Annotated in this window: 15 protein-coding genes and 1 pseudogene; 13 read left to right on the forward strand and 3 right to left on the reverse strand. The window is 42.7% G+C overall.

Annotation, left to right across the window (positions count from 1 at the left end; genetic code table 11):
• Positions 1 to 26: 26 nt before the first annotated feature.
• Together uvsE and cls are read right to left on the reverse strand one after the other, a co-directional pair.
• A complete protein-coding gene (gene uvsE / locus QFZ73_RS12085; RefSeq protein WP_307266312.1) occupies positions 27 to 980 on the reverse strand; it encodes a UV DNA damage repair endonuclease UvsE in 954 nt (317 codons plus the stop codon).
• 27 nt (positions 981 to 1,007) lie between these two features.
• Complete coding sequence (cls, locus tag QFZ73_RS12090; protein WP_307266314.1) at positions 1,008 to 2,210, reverse strand: cardiolipin synthase; 1,203 nt, start codon at positions 2,208 to 2,210, stop codon at positions 1,008 to 1,010.
• A gap of 269 nt (positions 2,211 to 2,479) precedes the next feature.
• Here cls and QFZ73_RS12095 point away from each other — a divergent pair.
• From QFZ73_RS12095 to QFZ73_RS12140, 10 genes and pseudogenes are all read left to right on the forward strand, one after another.
• A pseudogene (locus QFZ73_RS12095) lies at positions 2,480 to 4,610 on the forward strand ((Fe-S)-binding protein).
• A gap of 195 nt (positions 4,611 to 4,805) precedes the next feature.
• Positions 4,806 to 5,996, forward strand: a complete 1,191-nt coding sequence (locus QFZ73_RS12100) for an acetyl-CoA C-acetyltransferase (RefSeq protein ID WP_307266317.1) — start codon at positions 4,806 to 4,808, stop codon at positions 5,994 to 5,996.
• A gap of 30 nt (positions 5,997 to 6,026) precedes the next feature.
• Positions 6,027 to 6,884 carry a 3-hydroxybutyryl-CoA dehydrogenase gene (locus QFZ73_RS12105; RefSeq protein ID WP_251426992.1) on the forward strand — a complete coding sequence of 286 codons (858 nt, stop codon included), beginning with the start codon at positions 6,027 to 6,029 and terminating at the stop codon, positions 6,882 to 6,884.
• 29 nt (positions 6,885 to 6,913) lie between these two features.
• The gene (locus QFZ73_RS12110) at positions 6,914 to 8,050 is read left to right on the forward strand and encodes an acyl-CoA dehydrogenase (RefSeq protein ID WP_251426989.1); all 1,137 of its coding nucleotides are present in this window, start codon (positions 6,914 to 6,916) and stop codon (positions 8,048 to 8,050) included.
• A 27-nt stretch (positions 8,051 to 8,077) separates the two neighbouring features.
• Positions 8,078 to 9,217: an acyl-CoA dehydrogenase gene (locus QFZ73_RS12115; RefSeq protein WP_251426986.1), complete on the forward strand. Its 1,140-nt coding sequence runs from the start codon at positions 8,078 to 8,080 to the stop codon at positions 9,215 to 9,217.
• A 101-nt stretch (positions 9,218 to 9,318) separates the two neighbouring features.
• Positions 9,319 to 9,969, forward strand: a complete 651-nt coding sequence (locus tag QFZ73_RS12120) for a TetR/AcrR family transcriptional regulator (RefSeq protein ID WP_251426983.1) — start codon at positions 9,319 to 9,321, stop codon at positions 9,967 to 9,969.
• 11 nt (positions 9,970 to 9,980) lie between these two features.
• Positions 9,981 to 13,247, forward strand: coding sequence for a fused isobutyryl-CoA mutase/GTPase IcmF (gene icmF / locus QFZ73_RS12125; RefSeq protein WP_307266328.1), 3,267 nt, complete (start codon positions 9,981 to 9,983; stop codon positions 13,245 to 13,247).
• 138 nt (positions 13,248 to 13,385) lie between these two features.
• Positions 13,386 to 13,547, forward strand: coding sequence for a hypothetical protein (locus tag QFZ73_RS12130; RefSeq protein WP_155726484.1), 162 nt, complete (start codon positions 13,386 to 13,388; stop codon positions 13,545 to 13,547).
• A gap of 213 nt (positions 13,548 to 13,760) precedes the next feature.
• Positions 13,761 to 14,345, forward strand: a complete 585-nt coding sequence (rpoE, locus tag QFZ73_RS12135) for a DNA-directed RNA polymerase subunit delta (protein ID WP_307266334.1) — start codon at positions 13,761 to 13,763, stop codon at positions 14,343 to 14,345.
• A gap of 413 nt (positions 14,346 to 14,758) precedes the next feature.
• Positions 14,759 to 16,366 (forward strand): CTP synthase, encoded by a 1,608-nt coding sequence (locus QFZ73_RS12140; protein WP_251426975.1) that lies wholly within the window; start codon positions 14,759 to 14,761, stop codon positions 16,364 to 16,366.
• A gap of 338 nt (positions 16,367 to 16,704) precedes the next feature.
• Here QFZ73_RS12140 and QFZ73_RS12145 read toward each other — a convergent pair whose 3' ends face one another.
• Positions 16,705 to 17,235, reverse strand: coding sequence for a DUF2529 domain-containing protein (locus tag QFZ73_RS12145; RefSeq protein ID WP_251426972.1), 531 nt, complete (start codon positions 17,233 to 17,235; stop codon positions 16,705 to 16,707).
• Positions 17,236 to 17,551: 316 nt separating this feature from the next.
• Here QFZ73_RS12145 and QFZ73_RS12150 point away from each other — a divergent pair, with 316 nt between their 5' ends.
• From QFZ73_RS12150 to fsa, 3 genes are all read left to right on the forward strand, one after another.
• The gene (locus tag QFZ73_RS12150; RefSeq protein WP_034315860.1) at positions 17,552 to 17,923 is read left to right on the forward strand and encodes a response regulator; all 372 of its coding nucleotides are present in this window, start codon (positions 17,552 to 17,554) and stop codon (positions 17,921 to 17,923) included.
• A gap of 247 nt (positions 17,924 to 18,170) precedes the next feature.
• The gene (locus QFZ73_RS12155; RefSeq protein ID WP_251426969.1) at positions 18,171 to 19,028 is read left to right on the forward strand and encodes a class II fructose-bisphosphate aldolase; all 858 of its coding nucleotides are present in this window, start codon (positions 18,171 to 18,173) and stop codon (positions 19,026 to 19,028) included.
• A 159-nt stretch (positions 19,029 to 19,187) separates the two neighbouring features.
• Complete coding sequence (fsa, locus tag QFZ73_RS12160) at positions 19,188 to 19,838, forward strand: fructose-6-phosphate aldolase (RefSeq protein WP_063234171.1); 651 nt, start codon at positions 19,188 to 19,190, stop codon at positions 19,836 to 19,838.
• Positions 19,839 to 19,854: the final 16 nt, after the last annotated feature.

Below are 19,854 nucleotides of genomic sequence, written 5' to 3' on the forward strand. Positions count from 1 at the left end.
AAAACAGCCGCTTTTTTTTAGGTTAATCAGCACTTGACGGCACCACCGCTCACCCTTTTTACACCACGAACCTTAGCTATATCTTCAATCAGCTGCAACATTGCCCGGTCCTTCATCTTGGCCTCGATCATGAAATCCACGTCCTGTCCAAGATCCTTAAGCACTTTAAAAAGGGGCATGATGAAGTCCGAATCGATATAATCTGCATGCGAGCGAAATTCACCTGCCGATTTTGGGGATGAAATATGAATCTTTGGTACCGCCCCTGCCAGACTCCAAGTGGTGAACACCTCGGTGAGCAGCTCGTTAAGCGGCTCATCTGAAGGGTTTGCGAGATGATGGTGGTAATCGAATACAAGTGGGATGCCTTCCCTCTTACATACGCTCAAGGTTTCAGATGCTGTATAGGTTTTATCATCATTCTCCAAAGTCATTCTTTCCTTGACGTGCATAGGCAGCGATTTAAGGTTGTCATGAACCCTTACAAGGGCGGACTCTTTATCACCATAGGCCCCACCGACATGGATATTGATGAAAGAGGTGTTCGCAATGCCCATTGCATCCAGCATTTTATAATGGAATTCCATATCTTTTACGGCATTTTGTGTAATCTCGGGCTTAGGGCTGGTAAACAGTGTAAACTGATTGGGATGAAAGCTGATCCTCATCTTGTGTGCAGTGGCCCAATCGCCAAGCTGTTTCCATTCTTTTTTAAAAGGAGTGACGAAATCCCATTCTATTTCGGGATGTGTGGCTAAAGGAACAATGGAACTGGACATCCGGTATATTTCTATTTGGTGTGCCGTGTTATATTGAAGGACCCTTAGGGTATTTTCAATGTTCTGCCTTGTCACATCCAGGAGTTTTTCCATTCCTTTTTCTGTGCCAAGCGTGCTATGTCGCTTGAAAGTAAGTGTCTTAGCCGGAGAAGCCTCCCATAAACAGGTGGCATTGGATACAAATCCAAATCTTATTTTCATTATATTTTTCTCCTTGAGCACGGGATGTCAAAGAAAAGGTGAAAGGATGGAAGCCAGCGATTCTTTTGCTGAACGGACTACATTCATGTTGGAAAGCGCGTCATCGTTTAGCGGCTTCGATTCGGCCAGGTCCACTGCCAATTCCTTCTCTACATCTTCTATAAAAGTCCGGTCATATACGATGCAATTGATTTCACTATTTAAAAAACAACTGCGTTTATCAAAATTAGCCGTACCGATATCACACATTATATCATCAATCAGGATCACTTTAGAATGGTAGAACCCTCTTTGAAATTGCATGATTTCAGCCCCTTCTTTCAATAGTACCCGGAAGTAGGGAAAAGAAGCTTCCTTGACAAGGGCATGGTCAGAAATTTCAGGTACGATGACCGTAACGGAAACATTGCGTGCAAGGGCATCCCTTAATTCCTGAAATAAAGTTTCACTGGGAATGAAGTATGGAGTCCCGATGATGATTTTTTTATTGGCTTGTTTAATCATGTGTGTCAGTGACTGTTCAAGATCACTGCCATTCGTGACGACAAACTGATGTGCCTGCGTCCCGGGAGTTAATGTCGGGAAATAGGCAGGTGTTCCCCTGTAATCCTCGTTTGTATCATAGAACCAATCCGAGAGGAAGACTTCCTGAAGGTCCTTTACACCTTCACCGGTCATTTTTAAATGGTAATCTCTCCAAGGGTTCAGCTTCTCCCCTTGGTTTATATACTCCTTACCGATATTAAAGCCGCCAAGATAGCCGGTTTTTCCGTCTATCACCGTGATCTTACGGTGATTTCTTTTTTGTATGGTATAGAAAAGGAAGGGGAGTTTCGGTTTAAAGCTGAAAGAAAAATGAACTCCGCATTTAGTTAGCTCCTCAATGGTTTGGCGGGACATCTTTTTACCTCCTACCCAATCGACTAAAAGCCGCACTTCCACGCCCTCTTCCGCTTTTGACTGCAGTAACTTCAAAAAGTCCTTGCTGAATTTATCATTTTTTACAATATAAAAAAGGATATGGATGGAATCCCGAGCTTGCTTGACTTCCTTCATATAATCATCAAACAGGATTTTCCCTGATGTGAATACAGTCATGTCGCTGTTCCGAGGCGGAAATTTAATGTTGGTTGCGTGCTTCAAATATCGCTTATGCCCTACCTTAAGATCAACCCAGCACCAAGAGAAGATCAATAAAATTATAGAGGCAATCGTAGTGATTATCTTCAAAAAAAATCCCCCCTAAATGATTATATTTAGTTTTGCTCTAATTCCCTGTTAGTAACCATTAAAAAGCGGGGAAAGGGGCCTCATTTTTTTAGAATGCAGAAGGGTAATAGACGGAATTGTCGAATTAATAATTAAGGTCCAGAAAAATTAAATAGTTTTAGAAAGAAAAAAGTTGACTGAATGCTCATTCATTATATAATGGAATTAATCAAATTTCAGAAAAATGCCAATTTTACAATTTACCAAAGAGGGGGAAAGACTGCATGGAAATGAATGGTTTACTGTGGATCAACTTAGTTGCGTTCCTGCTTGTAACCGCTTACGCCGCCGGTTTGTTTGTCTATTTGATAAAGACTCGAATAGCTTATATAAAGCTTGGCAAAAAAGTGGAATTCGATAACCGTGTGAAAGATCGTCTTGTTAAAATAGGGGTTTATGTATTTGGACAGAAGAAGCTCTTTAAAGATAAAAAGAGCGGGATCATTCATGCCATGTTATTTTATGGTTTCATCTTAGTGCAATTTGGTGCACTTGACTTTTTCGTTAAAGGCTTAAGACCGGGGTGGCATTTACCATTTGGCCCTGTTTATCCGGCCTTTACTTTCTTCCAGGAAATTGTGACGCTTACCGTTCTTGTTGCAATCCTATGGGCGGCATACCGCCGTTATGTCGAAAAGCTCGTTCGCTTGAAAAGGGATTTCAAAGCAGGTTTGGTTGTCATTTTCATAACCGGTATCATGATTACCGTATTACTGGGGAATGGAATGGGGATGATCTGGCATGGACACGATGCAACTTGGTCAGAGCCAGTCGCATCAAGCATCGCTTTCCTATTCGGCTGGATGGGGACAACAGCGGCAACAGTCGTTTTTTATGTAGCTTGGTGGCTGCATTTACTGATCATATTATCTTTCCTTGTTTATATCCCGCAATCTAAGCATGCTCACTTGATTGCCGGTCCGATAAATGTATTCCTGAATCGCCTGGACAATCCGGGGAAATTGAAACCGGTTGATTTGGAAGAAGAGGTTTTCGACAAAGAAGGCAATCAATATTACGGTGCCAAATATATCGAAGATTTGACGCAGTATCAAATGGTGGACCTCTATGCCTGTGTGGAGTGCGGGCGCTGTACGAATATGTGCCCGGCTACAGGTACCGGTAAAATGCTGTCACCGATGGATATCATAATCAAGATGCGTGACCATTTAACAAATACAGGCGCTGCCGTTACAACGAAGCAGCCATGGGTGCCATCTTTTGTTTTTGGAAATACGAAGGGAAATAAGATAGCTTTGGCTGGTGCTGCGCAGGGGGCGCAGGAATCTGCTGCAGCAACCGAAGCCTACAGTCCGAGCCTGATTGGTGAAGTCATTACGGAAGAAGAACTTTGGGCTTGTACCACATGCCGGAACTGTGAAGATCAATGCCCGGTAATGAATGAACATGTCGACAAAATCATCGATATGCGCCGTTATCTAGTGTTGACAGAGGGCAGACTTGATCCTGATGCGCAACGTGCCATGACGAATATTGAGCGTCAAGGAAACCCGTGGGGACTGAACCGTAAAGAGAGGGAAGACTGGCGAACCCTTCGGGAAGATGTCAGCGTCCCTACCGTGAAGGAATTACAAAAGGCAGACGAAGAATTCGAGTATTTATTCTGGGTAGGTTCAATGGGATCGTACGATAACCGTAGCCAGAAGATTGCCCTTTCCTTTGCTAAATTATTAAATGAAGCGGGCGTCAAATTTGCAATTCTCGGAAATAAGGAGAAAAACTCAGGGGATACCCCCCGTCGATTGGGTAATGAGTTTGTTTTCCAGGAACTTGCAATGAAAAATATAGAAGAATTCCAGAAGAATGATATAAGGAAAATCGTAACGATCGATCCGCATGCATACAATATCTTCAAGAATGAGTATCCGGATTTTGGCTTGGAAGCGGAAGTGTATCATCATACTGAACTGTTAGCCAAACTTGTCAGTGAAGGCAGGTTGGTACCTCAGCATCCGGTGAATGAGACGATTACATTCCACGATTCCTGTTACTTGGGAAGGTACAATGAAGTTTACAGCCCGCCGCGTGAAATCTTACAATCCATTGATGGTGTGAAACTTATTGAGATGGAGCGTAACCGTGAAAAGGGTATGTGCTGTGGAGCTGGGGGCGGTTTGATGTGGATGGAAGAGGAAACAGGAAACCGCATTAATGTGGCCCGTACCGAACAAGCGCTGGCAGTCAGCCCAACAGTGATCAGTTCAGGATGTCCGTATTGCCTGACCATGCTTTTCTGATGGGACGAAAGCAAAAGAAGTTGAGGAAAATGTTAAAACGTATGATGTAGCCGAACTACTCGAAAAAGCGGTCATTGGTGAAAACAAATCGATTGCCTCTTAATTTTAAATGGAATTGCCTGCTTCTCCTAAATGGAATGGATCAAATGGAAGCAGGCAATATTTTCATTATTCACAAACAAAATATTTTCATTTATGTAAAAATTATGTAAGATAATATTAAGCGCTTACAAAAGTATTTTTTTAACTCCATATTGAGCGAGCGTTCAATCAATGTTACTTAAAGGGGGAAATAATGATGGCAAAAACAGTGATTATTAGCGGTGTGAGAACACCTTTTGGCAAATTTGGCGGAGGTCTTAGCAGTTTGACGGCATCACAGCTTGGCGGAATAGCAATCAAAGAGGCACTTGAGCGGGCAGGGATTGAAGGCAGCCAGGTAGACGAGGTCATCATGGGAAATGTACTTCAAGCGGGCCAAGGACAAATACCGTCACGGCAGGCGGCCCGTCATGCCGGCATGCCTTGGGAAGTGAAAACGGAAACGATCAATAAAGTGTGTGCATCAGGACTTCGTAGTGTCACATTGGCTGATCAGATCATCCGCTTAGGTGAAGAAGAAATCATTGTTGCAGGCGGGATGGAATCGATGAGCAATGCACCATATATTCTTCCAAAAGCGAGATGGGGCTTAAGGATGGGTGATGCACAGCTGAAGGATACCATGATTTCGGATGGACTTAGCTGTAGCTTTACAGGCGTTCATATGGGCACTTACGGAAACAGCACGGCCGAGGATCTTGAAATCTCCCGGGAGGAACAGGATAGCTGGGCTTATGAAAGTCATCAAAAAGCGATAAAAGCCATCGATGGCGGCATTCTTGCAGAAGAAATCGTTGCCGTACACGTCCCGGTTAGAAAAGGCGAACCAATCACCATTGAACATGATGAAGCCCCAAGAAAAGATACATCTGCTGGGAAGTTAGCTAAATTAGGCCCAGCTTTTAATAACGAGGGCACCATAACGGCAGGAAATGCACCAGGCGTCAATGATGGGGCAGGAGCACTTGTACTGATGAGTGAGGAACGTGCGGAAAAAGAAGGGAAAACGCCTTTTGCTTATATATTAGCTCATGCTGAAGTGGCTGTAGAGGCGAAGGACTTCCCTAAGACTCCAGGTTTGGTTATAAATGAACTCCTGAAGAAGACAGGTAAATCGATAGAGGATATTGATCTATTTGAGGTGAACGAAGCATTTGCAGCTGTGGCACTCGCCAGTGGGAAAATTGCCACCATTGAGCCGGGAAAAGTGAATGTTAACGGAGGGGCTGTTGCATTAGGTCATCCAATCGGGGCTAGCGGGGCACGCATCATCATCACACTGATGCATGAATTGAAACGCCGTGGAGGAGGATTAGGCATCGCAGCGATCTGCAGTGGCGGCGGACAGGGAGATGCCATACTAATCGAAGTGCCAAAGCAAGGATGATAGTTTCATAGATAATGAGGAGGGATTTTCATGAGCATTCAAAAAGTGATGGTCATTGGCGCGGGACAGATGGGTTCTGGCATTGCCCAGGTTTGCGCAATGAGCGGTTATGAGGTTCTTTTACATGATTTAAAAGATGAATACGTAGAAAAAGGCTTAGGGACAATTACCAAGAACCTATCCCGGCAAGTTGAAAAAGGGAAAATGGAAGCAACGGATAAAGATGCAACACTTTCTCGGCTGACTTCGTCGACGGATTTAAAAAATGCAGCTGAGGTTGATTTAGTGATTGAAGCAGCTGTGGAAAATATGGAGATAAAAACAAAAATTTTCGCGGAGTTGGATGAAATCACGCCACAACATGTAATTCTTGCATCCAATACTTCTTCACTTCCGATTACAGAGATAGCAGCTGCCACGAAAAGACCGGATAAGGTAATTGGCATGCATTTTATGAACCCAGTGCCAGTCATGAAGCTTGTTGAGATCATCCGCGGACTTGCTACAGCGGATGAAGTGTATAAAAAAGTTGAAAATATGGCCGAAACCTTAAACAAGGTACCGGTGGAAGTCAATGATTTCCCGGGTTTTGTAGCGAATCGGATTTTGATGCCGATGATCAATGAGGCCATTTATACCCTTTATGAGGGCGTTGCCACTAAAGAGGCGATTGATGATGTGATGAAGCTAGGAATGAACCATCCGATGGGCCCGCTTACGCTAGCTGACTTCATTGGGCTCGACACATGCTTATACATAATGGAAACCCTTCACCAAGGGTTCGGAGACGATAAATACCGACCGTGTCCCCTGTTAAGGAAATATGTAAAAGCTGGATGGCTAGGCAAGAAGTCAGGACGGGGCTTTTACGAATATAACCAATCATAGAAAGATGTGCAGCTAGGGAGGAATGAAGGATGGATTTAAAGTTTACAGAAGAACAGGAAATGATGCGGAAAATGGTAAGCGCTTTTGCGGAGAATGAGATTACCCCTCATATCGAGGCAATGGAAACAGGCGTGTTTCCAAAAACGATTCTGCAAAAAATGGGTGAGCTTGGTTTGATGGGAATACCGATTTCAGAACAATATGGTGGCGCGGGTATGGACTTCATGTCTTATATCATCGCCATCAATGAGATTTCCAAAGTTAGTCCAACTCTCGGTGTCATACTGTCCGTTCATACTTCTGTTGGAACAAATCCAATCGTTTATTTTGGAACGGAAGAGCAGAAGCGGAAGTATGTGCCTAAGTTAGCCGCTGGTAAATATTTAGGCGCATTTTGCTTGACTGAGCAAAGCTCAGGCTCCGATGCTGCAAGTTTGAAATCGAAGGCAGTGGCAGTAAAGGAAGACGGAGAATATCGAATAAATGGGTCCAAGGTTTTTATCACCAATGGTGGGGAAGCGGATGTGTTTATTGTTTTTGCTTCAACCGACCCTCAGAAGGGTAGCAAGGGAATTTCCGCTTTTATCGTGGAAAAAGGAATCCCAGGCTTAATCATCGGTAAAGATGAACGTAAAATGGGCCTTCATGGCTCGAGCACCGTGCAGGTAACGTTCGAGGATATGAAAGTCCCTGCAGCCAATCTCCTTGGCAAGGAAGGTGAAGGCTTTAAGATTGCAATGGCCAACTTGGATGCTGGAAGGATCGGGATTGCTGCTCAAGCGCTGGGAATTGCTGAGGGTGCCATGGAACATGCTGTCCAATATGCAAAAGGCAGGGTGCAATTCGGCAAACCTATTGCGGAACAGCAAGGGATTGGTTTCAAACTGGCCGAAATGGCAACGAATATAGAAGCTTCAAGATTACTGGTCTATCAGGCGGCTTATTTACGCTCGCAGGGATTGAAATGTGGTAAAGAGGCGGCAATGGCTAAGCTATTCGCTTCGAGGACGGCTGTCGAGGTGGCAATAGAAGCAGTCCAAGTGTTCGGAGGCTATGGATATACGACGGAATATCCGGTCGAACGCTATTTCAGGGATGCAAAGGTAACTGAAATTTATGAGGGTACCAGTGAAATACAGAGAATGGTCATCAGTAAGAATCTATAATTACGAAAAATTTTGGGGGGCATAGTCATGCAATTTAAACTAACGGAAGAACATGAAATGATCAGAAAAATGGTGCGGGACTTTGCTCAGAATGAAGTGGCTCCGACTGCTGCCGAGAGGGATGAAGAAGAACGATTTGACCGTGAGATCTTCGATAAAATGGCTGAACTTGGATTGACTGGGATTCCGTGGCCAGAGGAATACGGCGGAATTGGAAGTGATTACTTAGCGTATTGCATAGCGATTGAGGAACTTTCCCGCGTTTGCGCTTCTACTGGAGTGACTTTATCAGCCCATACTTCCCTTGCAGGATGGCCGATATATAAATTTGGGTCTGAAGAACAAAAACAAAAATACCTTCGCCCGATGGCACAGGGTGAAAAAATCGGTGCATACGGCCTGACTGAACCCAGCTCAGGCTCTGACGCAGGCGGTATGAGAACGACTGCAAAGCTAGTAGGTGATGAATATATCATCAGCGGTTCAAAAATTTTCATTACGAACGGCGGGATTGCTGATACCTATGTTGTCTTTGCTTTGACTGACCCTGAATCGAAACAAAAAGGAACGAGTGCCTTTATCATTGAAAAAGATTTCCCGGGTTTTAGTGTCGGCAAAAAAGAGAAGAAGCTAGGGATCCGTTCATCACCGACCACGGAAATCATTTTTGATGAATGCCGAGTGCCTAAAGAAAATCTCCTTGGTAAAGAAGGAGAGGGCTTTAAAATAGCGATGATGACACTTGATGGCGGACGTAACGGAATTGCAGCCCAGGCCGTTGGGATTGCCCAAGGTGCATTGGATGCCGCGGTGGATTATGCAAAAGAGCGCGTCCAATTCGGCAAGCCAATTTCTGCACAGCAAGGAATCGGTTTTAAATTGGCGGATATGGCAACCGGTGTCGAAGCATCTAGACTATTAACCTATCAGGCTGCATGGTTGGAATCTGTGGGCCTTCCATATGGAAAAGAGTCGGCCATGTCCAAACTTTTTGCTGGAGATACAGCCATGAAAGTGACGACAGAAGCCGTGCAGGTCTTTGGAGGTTATGGATATACAAAGGATTATCCTGTAGAACGGTATATGCGTGATGCGAAAATCACTCAAATCTACGAAGGTACACAGGAAATTCAAAAGCTGGTCATCTCACGGATGATTACTAAATAGGATTGAAATTGAGGTTTTCCGATGAGGCACCCACCCTTGCCGGAATACCCTTTTCAATTTCTTTGGAAATGAAATGATGGGATTCAAAAAGGAGTTTGAAAATGGAAAAAAGAGAAGTTCTTGCGTCGGTGAAGGATGAGCGGTTGGTAGAAAAAAGGCGTACACAAATGATTAAAGGGGCGGTGACCCTTTTTAAGGAAAAGGGATTTCACCGTACGACAACCCGGGAAATAGCCAAAGCGGCTGGCTTTAGTATTGGCACGCTATACGAGTATATCCGAACCAAGGAAGATATATTATACCTCGTCTGTGACTTTATCTACGATGAAGTCCAGGAAAAGCTTCAGAAAGAAATAGACCAGAGCGATGGGACACTTGAAAGCTTGAAGCTGACGATCGCCTATTTTTATAAAGTGATGGATGATATGCAAGACGAAGTGCTGGTCATGTATCAAGAGGTGAAAGCACTGACGAAAGATGCTTTACCTTATGTATTGAATAAAGAACTTCGGATGGTCGGCATGTTTGAAAAGGTCATAACGAAATGTGTTGAGAATGGGGAGCTCCTGTTGACGGCAAAACAAATAAGTCTTGTTTCCCATAACATTTTCGTTCAGGGACAGATGTGGAGTTTTAGAAGATGGGCATTGCATAAAGAGTATACGCTTCAAGAATATGTTGAATTGCAGACGCAATTATTGATTCAAAATATATCGCTTCAGAAAAACACTGAAATAAATTCGTTTCAATAAGGAGGAGCTCAATGGGTACAGTTGAGGTGTATAAACCGAAAAACCATATCAGATTCGTGACAGCTTCGAGTTTATTTGATGGACATGATGCATCTATCAACATCATGAGGAGGATCCTTCAGTCCAGCGGCGCGGAAGTTATTCACCTGGGACATAATCGCTCGGTGGAAGAAATCGTGAATGCGGCCATCCAGGAAGATGTCCAAGGGATAGCGATGTCATCCTATCAAGGCGGACATGTGGAATATTTCAAATATATGTATGACCTGTTGAAGGAAAAGGGAGCCGAGCACATTCGGATTTTTGCCGGCGGTGGTGGGGTCATCATCCCAAGGGAAATTAAAGAACTCCATGATTATGGGATTGCCCGTATCTTTTCGCCTGATGAAGGGCGGGAATATGGGCTGCAAGGAATGATAAACGTTTTGATGGAAGAGTGTGATTTCTCGACAGTCAAACCATCTTTACAGGAACGTTTTGATGAATTGATTGCTGGGGGAACAAATGCCATTGCCCAATTTATTACCTTTGCCGAAAATAGACTGGATGCTTCACAGGAATCAGCGGCCGCGGTGGAGAGTCTCTTTGAGCAGATCAAGACTTCCGAAAAGAAGGTTCCTGTTCTGGGAATAACAGGGACTGGCGGCGCTGGAAAAAGTTCATTGACTGATGAATTGATACGAAGGTTCATTAACGAAATTCCAGACGAAAGAGTCGCCATTCTATCTGTAGACCCGACCAAACAGAAAACGGGCGGTGCCCTGCTTGGTGACAGGATCCGAATGAACTCGATCTTTTCTGAGCGTGTTTATATGCGGAGCCTAGCCACGCGCCATTCAAAAAGTGAGTTATCTTTGGCAATAAAAGATGCCATTTCAGTCGTGAAGGCAGCTGGCTTCGATTTAATCATCGTTGAAACGAGCGGAATTGGTCAGGGAGATGCAGAAATTGCCGAGATATGCGATGTATCCATGTATGTAATGACGAGTGAATTCGGTGCTCCTTCGCAACTTGAAAAAATCGATATGATTGATTATGCAGACTTGATAGTCATTAACAAATACGAGCGCAAAGGCTCCGAGGATGCAAAAAACCAAGTTCAAAAGCAATACCAAAGAAGCCGTACACTTTTTGACCAAGATCCATCTGAAATGCCAGTATACGGTACAATCGCTTCCCAATTCAATGACCCAGGCACCAATGCATTATTCGCTGCACTGATTGAGAAGCTCAATGAAAAATCAGGGACGGGTTGGAGTACGTCCTTTTTAAAAGAAGCGGATGTTTACAAGCAAAATGTCATCATTCCTACTGACCGTCGGTATTATTTACGTGAAATCAGTGATACGGTCAGATCGTATCATAAGCGTGCGGCTGAACAAGTACGTATTGCCCGGAGGCTTTTCCAGCTTGAAGGAGCAATTGATGCAATTAAGGAAAATGACAACAACGGCGATATGGTGGCTTCTTTAGAAAAACTGAAAAAGGAAACCGCTTCGAATTTATCACCTGAATCTAAAAAAATCCTTACTGGATGGATGGATTTAAAAGAAAAGTATGCAGGGGAGCAGTTTGTAACGAAAGTCAGGGATAAAGAAATCGTCACAAAGCTGAAAACTAAAAGTTTATCAGGTTTAATGATTCCGAGAGTATCACTGCCTAAATATGTGGATTATGGAGAGATCTTAGGATGGGTATTCCGTGAGAACGTTCCGGGCTTCTTTCCTTACACAGCGGGAGTCTTTCCATTCAAGCGTGAAGGGGAAGACCCGAAGCGGCAATTTGCCGGTGAAGGATCGCCCGACCGAACCAACAGGCGTTTTCATTATTTGTCAAAGGATGATACTGCTAAACGGCTAAGTACTGCTTTCGATTCTGTAACTTTATATGGCGAGGACCCTGATCACCGGCCTGATATCTATGGAAAGGTAGGGGAAAGCGGAGTCAGCATCTGTACGTTGGATGACATGAAAAAGCTGTATGCAGGCTTTGATCTTTGCCACCCCTCAACCTCTGTATCCATGACCATCAATGGACCGGCGCCAATCATTTTGGCCATGTATATGAATACGGCAGTCGATCAGCAGATTCAACGGAAAGAAGAAGAGTTAGGCCGTCCCCTTACGGATGCCGAAGCGGAAGAAGTGCAGGCTTATACCCTTCAAACGGTACGCGGAACTGTTCAAGCGGATATTCTGAAAGAGGACCAAGGCCAGAATACATGCATCTTCTCTACGGAATTTGCTTTAAGGTTAATGGGGGACATTCAAGCATATTTCATCGATCGGAAAGTCAGGAACTACTACTCTGTATCCATTTCTGGCTATCACATTGCAGAAGCGGGTGCCAATCCCATTTCACAGCTGGCTTTTACATTAGCGAATGGCTTTACTTACATCGAATATTATTTAAGTCGCGGAATGAATATTGATGACTTTGCCCCGAATTTGTCGTTCTTCTTCTCAAATGGGCTCGATCCGGAATATACGGTTATCGGGAGGGTGGCAAGAAGGATTTGGGCGACGGTCATGCGGGATAAATATGGTGCGAATGACCGTAGTCAGAAGCTCAAATACCATATACAGACTTCCGGGCGCTCGCTTCATGCGCAAGAAATTGATTTCAATGATATAAGAACGACACTTCAGGCTTTAATGGCACTGCAGGATAACTGTAACTCCTTGCATACTAATGCGTACGATGAAGCCATCACGACGCCTACTGAAGAATCCGTGCGCCGGGCAATGGCCATACAAATGATCATTACAAAGGAGCATGGTCTCTCAAAAAATGAAAACCCGATGCAAGGTGCCTTCATCGTAGAGGAATTGACGGATCTGGTTGAAGAGGCCGTATTGCAAGAGTTCGATCGCATCAATGATCGGGGCGGTGTGCTGGGTGCAATGGAGACGCAGTATCAGCGCGGGAAAATCCAGGATGAATCGATGCATTACGAAATGAAAAAGCATACGGGAGAATTGCCGATCATTGGTGTCAATACGTATTTGAACCCAAATCCTCCTTCCGAAGAAGCTGTGAACAGCATGGAAATTGCCCGTGCTACAAAGGAAGAAAAGGAAGGGCAAATCATAAATCTCCGGGCATTCCAGGAAAGAAATAAGGAGTTCACGGATGAGGCGCTGACTAAACTGAAATTGGCAGCCATGAATGGGGAAAATATTTTTGCTGAACTCATGAACTGCGTGAGAGTGGCCAGTCTGGGTCAGATAACGAGGGCGCTATATGATGTAGGCGGTCAATATCGAAGAAATATGTAAACCAAGAAGGGGGCTCCGAACGTTTAGGGGCCTCTTTTTTAATAAATTCCGTCTTTTTTTAACAAAGTGAAGATTTTACCTTATAATTATTTGGAAAAGGGGCAAAAATGAAGAATCAGCCCTATTGGAGTTGAGAAAATGAACCTGAAAATGATTGGTTTAATCATAGGTTACATTCTTGCCATCATTTTTTTATTTGAGCTGTATGAACATCAATTGGGTGCCATTTCTTTTTTTATCCTGACTGTTGTCTTTTTTACGGCAGCCTATCGTCAGAAATCCAAAAAGAAAAAGGAATGATCTTTAGCCTTTGGTTTCCTGTGAATGATAGACAATGAGGTAAATCTGTGAAAGTATCATATAGAACTAGCATAAACCCATTTAGATTGTTTATAATGGAGTATATGTCTAGCAGGAATTGTCGTTATTTTACCGAACTACTGTTTTAGATTATTTTTTTTATGTGAAAAAACACGGAATTCAGTGTTTGAATAGAGAAGGGAAGTGCGGAATTTGAGTTTAAAACAATACTCAAAAGAGCAATTATTGGAAATGTCCTTAATAGAGATGGCATATGATTTGTTGGTGGAAAGAAATGAACCGATTCCATTTAAAGACTTAATAAGTGAATTAGCTTCGCTGCACCATTTATCTAAAGCGGAAGTGGAAAAGAAAATTGCACAATTCTATACGGATTTAAATGTGGATGGCCGCTTCACTTCACTTGGGGACAACCGCTGGGGATTGAAAACATGGTACCCGGTTGACCAAATCGAAGAAGAAGTCGTACATGTTGTAAAACCTAAAAAGAAAAAGAAAGCTAAAAAGGCTGCTGTCGTTATCGACGATTTCGATGAACTTGAAGACGAAGACCTTGACTTCGAAGAAGATATCGATGATCTGGATGAGGATGAAGATGATGACGATGATGATATTCTAGGTTCTCCAGTCATCGACGAAGTGCTTTTGGATGATGACGTGGATGATGACGACGATTTGGAAGAAGAAATAATCGAAGATGATGCATTTGTCCTGGAAGATGATGAGGACGAAGACGCAGATGACTTGGATGACTTGGATAAAGAGGATGAGAAATAAATAATCGCCCTTGACTTTTTGAGGCGAAATTTGTAGAATCATTTTTGGGCTCCTTAAAAAAGGACACAATGATTAAATTATATCGCTCCCTTACTTTTATTGTAAGCGGAGCGTTTTTGTTTTTAATGATGGAATGAATAAATGACATCATTTTTTTATTTTTTAAAAATGATTTCTCGTAGAATTGTAAAAACTATAGAGAACCTATTTATGTTTACTGTCATTTAAGGAAATTTATTCTTGTTCATGTATCCTGCATGACTCTCACTAAAGACCTTTAAGTGATTAATGGTTTGTACTGGTTTACGGTTTTTAGCTTTTAACCGCTCATGTGGCGGAAGATTTGATTCAGGTTCCGATTTAATGATGTGATGAACAGAATTGGAAGAAAACATTCTATAGGAGGATATAAGATGACAAAATATATTTTTGTGACAGGTGGAGTAGTTTCTTCCTTGGGAAAAGGGATAACGGCCGCTTCTTTAGGTAGATTATTAAAAAATAGGGGATTGAATGTTACGATCCAGAAGTTTGACCCTTATATCAACTTGGATCCTGGTACGATGAGTCCATATCAACATGGTGAAGTGTTTGTAACGGATGATGGTGCGGAAACGGATTTGGATTTGGGGCACTATGAGCGTTTCATTGATATCAACCTTGGTAAACACAGCAATGTGACTACAGGCAGAATTTATTCAACCGTCCTGAGAAAAGAACGCCGTGGCGATTATCTAGGTGGAACGGTTCAAGTCATTCCCCATATCACGAATGAAATTAAAGAACGGGTTTTCCGTTCAGGTAATGAAACGAATGCCGATATAGTCATCACTGAAATTGGCGGTACTGTAGGGGATATCGAGTCTCTACCATTCCTAGAAGCGATTCGCCAAATCAAGAGTGATATCGGCATCAATAATGTTATGTATATCCACTGTACACTGGTTCCTTACATCAAAGCTGCTGGTGAAATGAAAACAAAACCGACACAGCATAGTGTAAAAGAATTACGCAGTCTTGGAATTCAGCCAAATATAATCGTTGCACGTACAGAAAGTCCGATTTCACAAGATATGAAGGATAAAATCGCTTTATTCTGCGATATCGATAAAAATTCTGTTATCGAATGTCTTGATGCGGATACACTTTACTCCATCCCTCTTGCGCTTCAAGCACAAAATATGGACCAAATCGTTTGTGATCACTTGCAATTGGACTGTGGCGATGCGGATATGGAAGATTGGAAGGAACTAGTTAAAAAGGTTACATCTTTATCAAAGAAAACGAAAATCGCCTTAGTCGGAAAATATGTTGAATTGCAAGATGCTTATCTTTCCGTAGTGGAAGCACTTAAGCATGCAGGTTATGCATTTGATGCAGATGTTGAAATCGAATGGGTGAATTCCGAAGATGTAACAAAGGAAAATGTTGCTGAACTTCTTCAAGATGCAGATGGAATCCTTGTCCCTGGCGGTTTTGGAGATCGTGGAATCGAAGGGAAAATTGTAGCGACCGAATTTGCCCGCACGACAAAAACACCGTTCTTCGGAATCTGCTTAGGCATGCAGTTGGCGTCCATTGAGTATGCACGCAACGTCCTAGGATTGCCAAAAGCACATTCAGCTGAAATTAATGAAAATACTCCAGATCCAATCATCGATCTTCTTCCTGAGCAGAAGGATGTAGAAGATTTGGGCGGTACACTGCGTCTGGGTCTGTATCCATGCAAGCTTATCGAAGGAACTAAAGCATACGAAGCGTATAATGACGAGGTTGTTTATGAACGTCACCGTCACCGTTATGAATTCAATAACCACTACCGTCAGGCTATGGAAGAGGCAGGATTCGTGTTCTCCGGTACAAGTCCAGATGGTCGTCTAGTTGAAATCGTTGAATTGAAAGATCATCCTTGGTTTGTGGCGTCTCAATTCCATCCGGAATTCACGTCACGTCCAAACCGTCCACAGCCGCTATTCCGTGACTTTGTCGGTATGTCATTAAAGCGCAGCAAAAATCTTTAATAAACAAAAAAACAGCCCATGGGCTGTTTCAGACTGTAGGCAAACTCGATGAAATCGAATTTGCCTACAGTTTTTTTATTACTTGTACAATTTAGACGTTGATTTCCATTTCAGGCACTCGCTTTCCGCGGGCGGTCTTGGAGCCTCCTCGGCCTGCGCCTGCGAGGGTCTCCCTTAGACGTGCTTTTCCCGTAGGGGTCTCGCACCTTCCTCTCCAATCAACTTTGTTATGACATTTAGATAGTAATCATACCTGAGGAGTTGAAGGCGTTTCGTTGGGTCAGTTGGTTCGGGAACATCATTTGATGTTTTCCGAACCCTTTTTTTAGATGAATTTATCATTCTTCATCTTCATATTCTTTTATGATTTCTTCAAGAGTGAACTTAATCCCATGATAAGCGAAAAGTGCGGCAATGAGGGTAGGGAACCCATATCGATTTCCGGTTTCATCGGGAATCAATCCCCGTTGTATGCGTAAATCAATATGAACGTCAGCCAACTCCAAAAGAGAGTCTTCCTCAGAAGCGACGGAGGTAGAAACCGCAACAAATGGGATATCTTTTTCCTTTAGTTGTTTTGCCAGCAACACTGCTTCTGAATCATCCGAATGGCGGCTGAATATAAGAAATCGATCTTCCCTGGAAATAGTTTCTCCTAATTCATATCTTTTTGCCTTAGGAAAGGGTTCTGCCCCATCCAAAGCCTCGGCAGTGACGCCTTGCATTTCACTAAAACCGTGAATGAAAACGGAACCATCCCCAACCGCAGCCTGAGCCAGCAAGCGTCCGGCATCTTCCATTTCAAAGGCTTCATTTTCAATCATTTTTTTAAATAAACCGCTGATCTGTGTCGAGAAAATTTTTAACATGATTAGGGACTCCTTTAAAAATAATATACTTATTATAAAGGACTTTCCTTTGCATTGACAGGTTTCAGGGCTTTTGATCCGGAAGGGCTGAATTTACTAAATCGGTCGAAAAAACAAAAAAATTAAAATTCCTTTTAGCCATACAGCAGGAATTTTGTTACAATTATCGAATATGAACATAGAAATCATGAATGGTATAAATGCGTTAGACCCAAGTAATTTAACGCAATTTCTATGTAACTACCCTTTTTCGGGTACTATGGCCGAATAGGCTAATATATTTAATAGATGAATCGGGAAGGGGAGAGGTGATAAAATGCCAGGGAAAATATTGATTGTTGATGATCAATTCGGGATTCGTATTTTATTGAACGAGGTTTTACATAAAGAAGGGTATGAAACATTTCAAGCCGCTAATGGCATTCAAGCCTTGGAAGTGCTAAATAATCATTCACCTGATCTTGTATTGCTGGATATGAAGATTCCGGGAATGGATGGCATTGAGATCTTGAAAAGGATGAAAGTCGTCGATCCGGACATCCGGGTCATAATCATGACGGCATATGGTGAACTTGATATGATTCAAGAAGCAAAGGATTTAGGGGCAATGACACATTTTGCAAAGCCGTTTGATATTGATGATATTAGAAAAGCCGTTCGTGAATACTTGCCGATTCAATCAAGTTAACGGTCTTGAAAATTTAATATTATTGACGGAGAACTTGCCGCGGCTATCTTTTTTTAGATGGGCCGTGTTTTTTTGGAATTAAATTTGAGGCTTGGTATAGTGTAATTGTTGCTGTTTTTTTGATGTATTGATATGCTAAAAGAGGAGAGATATTCTGATTTATAAGCGTATGCTACGTTGGTTTTAGGGAATATCTAGAAAGAAATAACTTAAAAAATTATAACATCCACTAGTAGGAGGAAATCAAATGCCTTTAGTTTCTATGAAAGATATGCTGAATAAAGCCCTTGATGAAAAATATGCGGTAGGTCAATTCAATATCAATAACCTTGAATGGACTCAAGCTATTCTAGCTGCTGCAGAACAAGAAAAATCTCCAGTCATCCTTGGTGTTTCCGAAGGTGCTGCCCGTCATATGGGTGGTTTTAAAACGACTGTCATGATGGTTCAAGGATTGTTGGAAGACATGAAAATCACTGTTCCTGTGGCCATTCACCTTGACCATGGTTCAAGTTTTGATAAATGTAAGGAAGCTATCGAAGCCGGATTCACTTCAGTAATGATCGATGCTTCACATCATCCGATCGAAGAAAATATCGAAACAACCAAGAAGGTTGTCGAATTCGCTCACTCACGGAATGTTTCGGTTGAAGCGGAAGTGGGCACGGTTGGCGGACAAGAAGATGATGTAATCGCTGATGGAGTCGTATATGCTGACCCTCAAGAATGTGAACAGTTAGTTAAAGAAACGAATGTCGACTGTTTTGCTCCAGCTTTGGGATCCGTTCACGGGCCATACAAAGGTGAACCTAACCTAGGCTATAAAGAAATGGAAGAAGTACGGGACTTAACGAACAAACCTCTTGTTCTTCATGGCGGTACAGGCATCCCTACGAAAGATATCCAAAAAGCGATTTCTCTTGGAACATCAAAAATCAATGTGAATACGGAAAATCAAATTGTGTTCACAAAAGCGGTTCGTGAAATTCTGAATAACGATTCTGAAGTGTACGATCCTCGTAAATACATGGTTCCTGGCCGTGAAGCTATTAAAGAAACTGTCATCGGCAAAATACGTGAATTCGGTTCAAACGGCAAAGCATAATTTCAAACGTATAATGATAAAGGCAATATTCCCATTGGGGGGTTCCCCCCTAATGGTTTCTTTTAGATGCAGGGCTGAATCCAGGATCTATATTTCGAAAAATTAGAATTCAGAGGCATATAGAGAAATAAAAAATCGATTACATACGGAGGATATTTTATGAAATTCTTTATAGATACAGCAAACATGGAAGAAATCAAACAAGCGCACGAACTTGGCGTTTTAGCAGGTGTTACGACTAACCCGTCCCTTGTTGCAAGAGAAAAGGGAGTTTCTTTCCATGACCGGCTAAAAGAAATCACAAGCCTTGTTAAGGAATCCGTTTCTGCTGAAGTCATTGCGCTTGATTTTGAAGGAATGATGGCTGAAGCCAAGGAACTCGTTGCGATTGCACCTAATATCACGATTAAAGTGCCAATGACTCCGGACGGCTTGAAGGCTGTATCAGCACTTACAAAACAAGGTGTCAAAACAAATGTCACGCTTATTTTCAGTGCCAACCAAGCATTATTGGCAGCTAGGGCAGGAGCAACTTATGTATCTCCATTTTTAGGACGCTTGGATGACATCGGCCAAAATGGTTTGGATTTAATTTCGGATATTGCTGACATATTTGCGATCCATGATATCAACGCTGAGATCATTGCAGCTTCCATCCGCCATCCTATGCATATTACAGAGGCGGCTCTTAAAGGGGCACATATTGCAACGATCCCTTATAAAGTTTTAATCCAATTATTCCACCACCCATTAACGGATAAAGGGATTGAAGCTTTCTTGAACGATTGGAATTCACGCACTGAAGCATAATGCCTTGCCGCTAAGT

Origin of the sequence: Peribacillus sp. V2I11, assembly GCF_030817135.1 — a bacterium.
Classification (GTDB): Bacteria; Bacillota; Bacilli; order Bacillales; family DSM-1321; genus Peribacillus; species Peribacillus simplex.